This is a genomic window from Arsenophonus endosymbiont of Bemisia tabaci Q2, assembly GCF_902713415.1.
GTDB lineage: Bacteria > Pseudomonadota > Gammaproteobacteria > Enterobacterales > Enterobacteriaceae > Arsenophonus.
This window is the reverse complement of record NZ_CACTIE010000031.1, coordinates 1-4,231: the sequence shown is the minus strand read 5'-3', so window position 1 is coordinate 4,231 and position 4,231 is coordinate 1. Positions and strand designations below refer to the sequence as shown.

3 protein-coding genes, 1 tRNA gene and 1 rRNA gene are annotated in these 4,231 nt (G+C 42.9%); 2 read left to right on the top strand and 3 right to left on the bottom strand.

Features of this window, described 5'->3' with window-relative positions; genetic code table 11:
• Nucleotides 1-310: 310 nt before the first annotated feature.
• The 3 genes from ARSQ2_RS02205 to ARSQ2_RS02195 form a co-directional block, all read right to left on the bottom strand.
• Nucleotides 311-386 (bottom strand) — tRNA-Phe (locus ARSQ2_RS02205).
• Between the two features lie 87 nt (nucleotides 387-473).
• Nucleotides 474-2,017: ribosomal RNA gene (locus tag ARSQ2_RS02200) — 16S ribosomal RNA — on the bottom strand.
• Between the two features lie 435 nt (nucleotides 2,018-2,452).
• Nucleotides 2,453-2,581, bottom strand: a complete 129-nt coding sequence (locus ARSQ2_RS02195) for a transposase (RefSeq protein WP_181994218.1) — start codon at nucleotides 2,579-2,581, stop codon at nucleotides 2,453-2,455.
• 642 nt (nucleotides 2,582-3,223) lie between these two features.
• On the opposite strand from ARSQ2_RS02195, the gene ARSQ2_RS02190 reads away from it, so the two are divergent.
• Both ARSQ2_RS02190 and ARSQ2_RS02185 read left to right on the top strand, forming a co-directional pair.
• Nucleotides 3,224-3,493, top strand: a complete 270-nt coding sequence (locus ARSQ2_RS02190; RefSeq protein WP_181994217.1) for a hypothetical protein — start codon at nucleotides 3,224-3,226, stop codon at nucleotides 3,491-3,493.
• 358 nt (nucleotides 3,494-3,851) lie between these two features.
• Entirely contained in the window at nucleotides 3,852-4,136 is a 285-nt protein-coding gene (locus ARSQ2_RS02185; RefSeq protein ID WP_181994216.1) for a RusA family crossover junction endodeoxyribonuclease, read from the top strand.
• The last annotated feature ends 95 nt before the right edge of the window (nucleotides 4,137-4,231 follow it).

Genomic DNA, 4,231 nt, shown 5'->3' with positions numbered 1-4,231 from the left:
TTTGTTGGGCAGTGCGCGCAATGCTTACGTACTTTAGTACGCTGCGCTTGCTGTGCGCTTGCCGCCTTGAATTGCTGACTGCTTGCTCATGACGATTTATTATGACAAGAAAAACCCAACTGATTGGAGTTTTGAGAGTTTTCTACACTATTTTTTTCAAAAATGTGTGTTTTAATTTTTAGCTTATTCCAGATTGTTAAAGATCATAATTGGTAACCTAACTCACTGAATTAGGTTAATTATTATTGCGTAAAGCACAAACAGCGCAAAACACTAAAGCGTGTTGCACCACCTTTTTAAATCACTAAAGTGGCGTCCCCTAGGGGATTTGAACCTTTGTTACTGCCCTTTCAGGGCAGTGTTTTAGTCCCCTAGACGAAGGGGACTTTAAGCTTTTTAGCCAATTTAAGATTGGCTTTATGCGCTATTTTATCAGACAATCTGTGTGAACACTCACATTCTATCTATTTAGGTAAGGAGGTGATCCAACCGCAGGTTCCCCTACGGTTACCTTGTTACGACTTCACCCCAGTCATGAATCACAAAGTGGTAAGCGCCATCCAAAAAGGTTAAGCTACCTACTTCTTTTGCAACTTACTCCCATGGTGTGACGGGCGGTGTGTACAAGGCCCGGGAACGTATTCACCGCGGCATTCTGATCCGCGATTACTAGCGATTCCGACTTCATGGAGTCGAGTTGCAGACTCCAATCCGGACTTTGACGTACTTTCTGAGTTTCGCTTCCCTTTGCTGGCTTGCCTCTCTCTGTATACGCCATTGTAGCACGTGTGTAGCCCTACTCGTAAGGGCCATGATGACTTGACGTCATCCTCACCTTCCTCCGGTTTATCACCGGCAGTCTCCTTTGAGTTCCCGACCAAATCGCTGGCAACAAAGGATAAGGGTTGCGCTCGTTGCGGGACTTAACCCAACATTTCACAACACGAGCTGACGACAGCCATGCAGCACCTGTCTTAGCGCTCCCGAAGGCACTCCTTTATCTCTAAAGGATTCGCTGGATGTCAAGAGTAGGTAAGGTTCTTCGCGTTGCATCGAATTAAACCACATGCTCCACCGCTTGTGCGGGCCCCCGTCAATTCATTTGAGTTTTAACCTTGCGGCTGTACTCCCCAGGCGGTCGATTTAACGCGTTAGCTTCGGAGGTCACAGTTTATGACCACAACCTCCAAATCGACATTGTTTACAGCGTGGACTACCAGGGTATCTAATCCTGTTTGCTCCCCACGCTTTCGCACATGAGCGTCAGTTTTTGTCCAGGGGGCCGCCTTCGCCACTGGTATTCCTCCACATCTCTACGCATTTCACCGCTACACATGGAATTCTACCCCCCTCTACAAGACTCTAGTTAACCAGTTTTGAATGCCATTCCCAGGTTAAGCCCGGGGATTTCACATCCAACTTAATTAACCGCTTGCGTGCCCTTTACGCCCAGTAATTCCGATTAACGCTTGCACCCTCCGTATTACCGCGGCTGCTGGCACGGAGTTAGCCGGTGCTTTTTTTGTCGCTAACGTCAATTGCTAAGGTTATTAATCTTAACACTTTCTTCACGACTGAAAGTACTTTACAACCCGAAGGCCTTCTTCGTACACGCGGCATGGCTGCATCAGGCTTACGCCCATTGTGCAATATTCCCCACTGCTGCCTCCCGTAGGAGTCTGGGCCGTGTCTCAGTCCCAGTGTGGCTGATCATCCTCTTAGACCAGCTAGAGATCGTCGCCTAGGTGAGCCATTACCCCACCTACTAGCTAATCTCATATGGGTTCATCCGAAGGTGTGAGGCCAGAATGGTCCCCCACTTTGCTCCTTAGAGATTATGCGGTATTAGCCACCGTTTCCAGTGGTTATCCCCTGCCTTGGGCCAGATCCCCATATTTTACTCACCCGTCCGCCGCTTGCCGGCAAGGAAGCAAGCTTCCTCCCGCTGCCGCTCGACTTGCATGTGTTAGGCCTGCCGCCAGCGTTCAATCTGAGCCATGATCAAACTCTTTAATTAAAAACTTGATGCTTAAAGAATGTTTTACTGACTGTAACACCCTTTTGTTGAACTTGCTTTGCCGATGTTTGACCACCTTCGCCGCTGTTGACCAAAATAACGTTACTGCATATTAGTTTATATATGAATTAACTGTTTTGTCACTTTTTAAGACTTTAAAATCAAATATTTTTTGATGATTTTTTGCGAGTGGCCACACAGATTGTCTGATTAATTGTTAAAGAGCGTTTAACCTAGACCGCGAGGTGGCGTATATTACGCTTTTCACCTTAATACGCGTTTATTATTTTTTTATTGATGAATAAGTCGCGATAACGGTTGACTATTATAGGGGCTTTTCTGAAACTAACAACTATTATTTACATTTTTTCTGTTTAAGTGTTCATTTATTGCTCTAACCTTGAATTAATAGTATCTATGCTATAGCTAAGCGACTTAATTTTGATTGAGTGCGAACAAAATATCTGTGTCGCATCCGAGCGCTCTTTTTTTGCATTTAGCTTGTGCCCATTTATGTTCAATTGGATTAAGATCTGGCGAATAGGTAGGAAAATATTCCACCATATGCCCCGCATCGATGATAACTTATTGAATACTCTGTTTCTTGTGAAAAGTTGCATTATCCATCATGATTACACTGTTTTTAGGAAGTACTGGGATAAGGACTTGGTTGACCCATCCATAGAAAACATCGCTGTTAATATTGATATCAAATAATTCGCTAGCAAACAGCGTTTAAATAATGTCATCAAAATTAAGTCGCTTAGCTATAAAGCCAATGAGCAACAACTCGGTATTTTACTTTGTATGCAAAAGATAGAGCAAGCCGCATTTCAGACGGCTATCCAATCCGGCCTATCACCGACTCAGGCAGTACGGGAAGTTAGTAAACGCAATTGATATGTTTGCAACGCTAATGACACCATCTCAGCAGATAGGGGGATAACAAATGCAATTGATAAACTCATATGCCATTAGAGAAGCGGTTATTTCGGGTAACTGGTCAGCCGTTAATAACGGTACCTGCACATTAACGGATTTGGGACTAAGATACAATGGAAATGGGTTAGTTTGGTTAAACTCTGGGATTTCTGTTCATGAGGCAGAGAGTGATACCGGATTGACCGCTCAGGATAAGCAATCTTATGATTATCATTCAGAGGTGTGCCAAGCTAATAGATTGAAAATAATGATTATTATGGATTTGTGCAGCCAAAAGATATTGATAGTTATGTATTGAATATTATTTGCAAAATCGGTAAAAATTTTACTGAACGTAAAGACGGTTCACCTTTGGCTACCTTCGCGTTGTTGATTGACCAACAAGCACGGAAACAAACTGTCAATAATTGGACGCTGTACCGTCATCCGACGCAAGGCGATAAATACACGATTCTAAATAAACATCACCATCGCGGATTGATAAAAAATATATCAGGCAAAAAGCTGGCAAGCCGAACCGTTACGATATATTGAGAATTTAATTCGTAATGACGCGGAATTTAGCAAACTCATGAAGCGACTGGGTTATATCAAGGTACGCACTTGAAAGATAACCGGAAAGCTCAATGATTTTTGGATTTACCGATGTAAAGAAAAAACGCTCAAAGAGGTACACACAAAAGAAATAATTAAAAACAATAAGTTAATAGGATTTGTGCAGTATGCAAAACAACCAATGAAAGCTTTTAAATACATCCTTGTCGATGGTGAATACCCTTATGTTTATGAGGACCATATCCATTTTCTGACAAAGAAACGTCAGCGGATAGCAGGTAAACAGTTAACCGGTTATACCGCTAAAGGCGTAGAAATGAGAGAGGTTAAGTGATGCATGAAAATCGATAACATCACCGTTTCTTTCCCGCCTTCAGTTAATCACTACTGGTATCACGCGAAACATAAACACTTCATCACTGCTAAAGGCAGATTATACCGCCAATCGGTAGCCGCTGAAATCCTGCATCAAAAGCTCTGCAAGCGATTGTCACAACGTTTAGGAGTTGAGATAGACGTCTATCCGCCCGACCTCCGCAAGCGAGATTTAGATAACCTGATGAAAGCGCCGATTGATGCGCTGTATCATAGTGGTTTAATCATTGATGATGCTCAGATATAGCTAAGCCACTTAATTTTGATGACATTATTTATATGAGCTATTCAATTGATTTTAGACGTAAAGTGATATTTACGATGGAAGAAGAAGGGTTGAGT

What these genes read in the sequence shown, in the direction of transcription:
- ARSQ2_RS02195 (WP_181994218.1), bottom strand. Translation starts at nt 2,581, where the DNA reads ATGGTGGAATATTTTCCTACCTATTCGCCAGATCTTAATCCAATTGAA.
- ARSQ2_RS02185 (WP_181994216.1), top strand. Translation starts at nt 3,852, where the DNA reads ATGAAAATCGATAACATCACCGTTTCTTTCCCGCCTTCAGTTAATCAC.